We start from the raw sequence: 3,900 nt of genomic DNA on the forward strand, positions 1-3,900 counted from the left end.
GACCAAATCGGTAGAAGGTTGATTGAACCTACTGAATATGTTGCCAAAGGAAGTCGTTACACGGCCCGATTTTGCAAGCTCATAAGCGGTTTATGCCGCCATATGAGTATCCATGCTGTTTCTCAACATTTAGGTATTCGCTGGGAAACCGCCCAGAATATCGATAGGGAGTACTTGCGAGCGAGCTTACCTTCCTTGGAGTCTGAGAAATTGACCAACCTAATGCATATTGGTGTTGATGAGGTAGCACGAGCGAAGAGGCATGACTATATGACCTAGTTTCTGGCCACCTCATTTGGGTAGAGCATGCTTGAAAAGCCAAAGTACTCATCTCTTCCCTAAGCGGTTATCAGTAACAACTAGAGAGGGGATTAAGGCAGTTTCAATGGATATGGGGTAAGCTTATCAATCAGCTGTTAGGAAAATGTTGCCCAACGCAGATGTCGCCTTCGACCGATTTCATGTGATGAAGAACTACTGCATGTTTATGAAAAAAGCGAGAGCAAAAGCGTTTAAGAACTGCTCCCACGAGGAGAAGACAATGCTCAAAGGCACGTTCTTTCTCTTACTGAAAAATGCGATCAAGTTGAATGATAAACAATCCAACAGGCTCGACGATTTACTCGAAAGCAATAAGACCCTATACATCATTAATATGCTGAAAGAGCAGCTACAAGCGATTTGGGACGAGCCTTGTTACAAGACAATGGTGGCTGAACTCGAAGCTTGGAGTCGTCTTGCGAAATCGACTCGAATTCTCCCATTAAGTAACATTGCTGATGCACTTCTAGAAAGGAAGGTTGGTATCTTTAACTACGCGAAATACAAATTAACTAACGCTCGAGTAGAGGCTGAAAATGTCTCTATTGGTTTGCTCAGGCGAAGAGCTTGAGGAGTAAAAGATATCGAACATTTCAACTCAAAGATCAGACAAACGTCGGTTCCAGACACCTATTCTATCTTTTACCCAAATATCAAGCTCACGTAAGCGGAGAAGAGCCCTTTTAATAGGGGAAATTATTCGGTTCGAAGTACGCAACAGCTTTTGCTCTGAATTGTTTCCGGGCATAAATATGTTAAGGAAGAGCACATCTCGTTTGTAAACATGTGCCGATTCTCTCGGAGCTAAATCCATGGTCATAGTGGATTTCCACATTCTCAACCGAAATATTCCACTTCAAACACTTTCCAGACTAAAAGAACAACCAACTTACTCCCTTAAAAGAATCAAACCATTTGGGGCGGCCGAGTTCCCCCCGAACTCGACCTGTTCCAGACGCGCAAGCAAAGACGTGTGGATTCTGGCTTACTCATAAATTAACCAATTCCAGCTTGTTGTGTAAATAATCAATAGCTTGGCAACTGATAGGTTGGTCGTATTTCGATGTGCAAAAACATACAAATAAAGTATGTCGAAGTAGTGGGATGAGCCTAGATGCTCCGGCTGACGTATTAGTAGGTAATTGCTGACAAAATAATAAACACAGCGCGCTAGTTAATAATATCGTTAAATTTGATTTTATAGGTGTTTATAACTAGCTAGTGAAGTGTGCTAGTTTTAAGAGTTGGTTATCTTTTGTTCTGGTGTTATGCACTGCTTTTTATTTTAAACTTGGTTTTACAATCTGAATTATTTATTCTGACGGGATAAATGATTGTTTATTGTTGATTTGGCAAGATCTTCAAGTATCCTTTTATGTAAACAAAACGTTAAATGTCGAAAGTAAATTAACAATCATTAAGGAGTCGATGATGTTACACGCTCACGAAAACACCCTACATATTACCCATCTCAGTAACCACGCGGTTAAGGAGCTGTCACCTTCTTTCTCTAAGCTACCTAGCACAGAGCACGCAGACGGACAGTACCGATTGAGAAGGTACTCTGTGGTTGAATTCAGTAATGGACAAGTCGTTGAGCTAGACAAACATGACTTCGTCCAGTCTGAAGACATCAACCACTTCCAAGGTGATGTTGTTCGTCAATTCGAGCCAATTGAAGCACCAATTCTTAGCAGCGAAGGCATGCAAGAGATGTGTGAACTGTTTATTGAAACTAACGGGCTTGAAGATGGACAAGAAATCGAAATCCACCAAATTCGTATCGCTGCCATTTATGAAGAGACACAGGTTGCGCCAGAAGGCGTGCACCAAGATGGCTTCGACCACATTGCCCTAGTTGGCGTGAACCGTCACAACATTGTTGGTGGCGAAATCATGCTGTACCAAGATTCTCATGAAGCGCCGTTCTTTAGAAAAGTTCTTGAAAATGGTGATGTTACAATGCTTGCAGACAGTAAGCTGTGGCACAACGCACAACCAATTCGCACCATAGACCACGATGAGATGGGCTACATGGATTTGTTTGTGCTAACGGCTAAGGATGCGCGCAATGTCCTTCACTCTTAATGATGTACGTCAGCAGTTCAGTGCGTTAGGCCAATACCATGACGGTAAGCCGGTTACCTTTTTTGATGGCCCGGGTGGCTCTCAGGTTCCTGAAAATGTTCTTGCGTCGATGACAGAATACCTTGGTCACTTTAATTCCAACTTGGGCGGTCACTACTTTTCGAGCCAGAAGACGACAGGCTTGATGCAGCAAGCGCGAGAGTCGGTGCAAGCGTTACTGAATGCTGAATCTTCTGGCAATGTTGTGTTTGGTGCCAACATGACTTCGCTGACATTTCAGCTTAGCCGAGCGATCAGCCGCGATTGGCAGGCTGGCGATGAGGTGATTGTTACCGCACTAGATCACTACTCGAATGTATCGAGCTGGCAACAAGCAGCAGACGATAAAGGTGCGATTGTTCGTCAAGTTCGTGTTGACGAGTCGGATTGCAGCCTAGATATGGCACACTTTGAGTCGTTACTGAACGAGAAAACCAAACTGGTTGCCGTGACGTTTGCTTCAAATACCACTGGCTCAATTGTTGATGTGGAGAAAGTCATCGAGCTTGCACACCAATACGGCGCTCAGGTTTATGTTGACGCGGTTCACTACGCTCCTCATCACTTGATCGATGTTCAACAACTGAACTGTGATTTCTTAGCGTGTTCGGCTTACAAGTTTTTTGGCCCTCATGTTGGTATTGCTTACGTGGCGCCTCAATGGCTACATACGTTAAAACCATATAAGGTTGAGCCAGCCACTAACATCGGGCCTGGTCGTTTTGAAACAGGAACACAGAGCTTTGAAGGCCTCGCGGGCGTGATTGCTGCGGTGGATTACTTGGCACAATTTGGTGAGCCAACCGACTCATTACGTTCTCGCTTAGAGCAAAGCTACGCGCTTTACAATAAGCATGAAAGCCAGTTGAGTGAGTATTTCCTAAAACGCTTGGGCGATCTAGAAGGCGCTAAACTCTACGGTAAGACAGAGTTTGATTCGAACCTAAGGACGCCAACATTCGCTATCACCTTTGATAACCACTCTCCAGAGTTCATTGCGAAGAAGCTGGGCGAGCATAATATCTGTGTGTGGAACGGACACTTCTACGCATTAGGTTTGGTGAAGCAGTTGGGTATCGAAGAGCAGGGGGTAGTGCGTATTGGTTGTATGCATTACAACTCGATTGAAGAAATTGACCTACTGTTCAACGTGCTCGAGGGCATTGTTAGAAATAACTAAAAGCGGGTTGCAGAATTAGAAAAGAGCATATTTCTCTCAAGAATATTGAGTCTGAAGTATGCTCTTTTTTTTAGCCTTATTTAGGGGGCTCGCGTCAGTGAGTTGGACAAGCTATAGACCCATTAAGTTATAGCTCCATCAAGCCATTGCTCGATTAAGAAAGGTGCTCAACAATCGCGACACCTACAGCGTGTGCGCTTGTCGGGTTTTGACCGGTAATCACTCGCTCATCAACAATCACAAGCTCTTGCCAAGGCTGAACCTTGTTGAAA

The 3,900-nt window shown here is 44.1% G+C and carries 2 protein-coding genes and 2 pseudogenes; 3 read left to right on the forward strand and 1 reads right to left on the reverse strand.

The window, feature by feature from the left end; translation table 11 throughout:
* From BCT81_RS10855 to BCT81_RS10865, 3 genes and pseudogenes are all read left to right on the forward strand, one after another.
* Positions 1 to 988 (forward strand): annotated as a pseudogene (locus BCT81_RS10855) (ISL3 family transposase); the annotation flags it as partial.
* Positions 989 to 1,752: 764 nt separating this feature from the next.
* Complete coding sequence (locus tag BCT81_RS10860) at positions 1,753 to 2,409, forward strand: 2OG-Fe dioxygenase family protein (protein WP_102424225.1); 657 nt, start codon at positions 1,753 to 1,755, stop codon at positions 2,407 to 2,409.
* A complete protein-coding gene (locus tag BCT81_RS10865) occupies positions 2,393 to 3,628 on the forward strand; it encodes a cysteine desulfurase-like protein (protein WP_102424227.1) in 1,236 nt (411 codons plus the stop codon). The genes BCT81_RS10860 and BCT81_RS10865 overlap by 17 nt, the downstream gene beginning before the upstream one ends.
* 154 nt (positions 3,629 to 3,782) lie before the next feature.
* On the opposite strand, the pseudogene BCT81_RS10870 reads toward BCT81_RS10865, so the two are convergent.
* Positions 3,783 to 3,900, reverse strand: a pseudogene (locus tag BCT81_RS10870) (type 1 glutamine amidotransferase domain-containing protein); the annotation flags it as partial.

Origin of the sequence: Vibrio sp. 10N.261.52.A1, assembly GCF_002876325.1 — a bacterium.
Lineage (GTDB): Bacteria > Pseudomonadota > Gammaproteobacteria > Enterobacterales > Vibrionaceae > Vibrio > Vibrio chagasii.

What these genes read in the sequence shown, in the direction of transcription:
- BCT81_RS10860 (WP_102424225.1), top strand. Translation starts at nt 1,753, where the DNA reads ATGTTACACGCTCACGAAAACACCCTACATATTACCCATCTCAGTAAC.
- BCT81_RS10865 (WP_102424227.1), top strand. Translation starts at nt 2,393, where the DNA reads ATGTCCTTCACTCTTAATGATGTACGTCAGCAGTTCAGTGCGTTAGGC.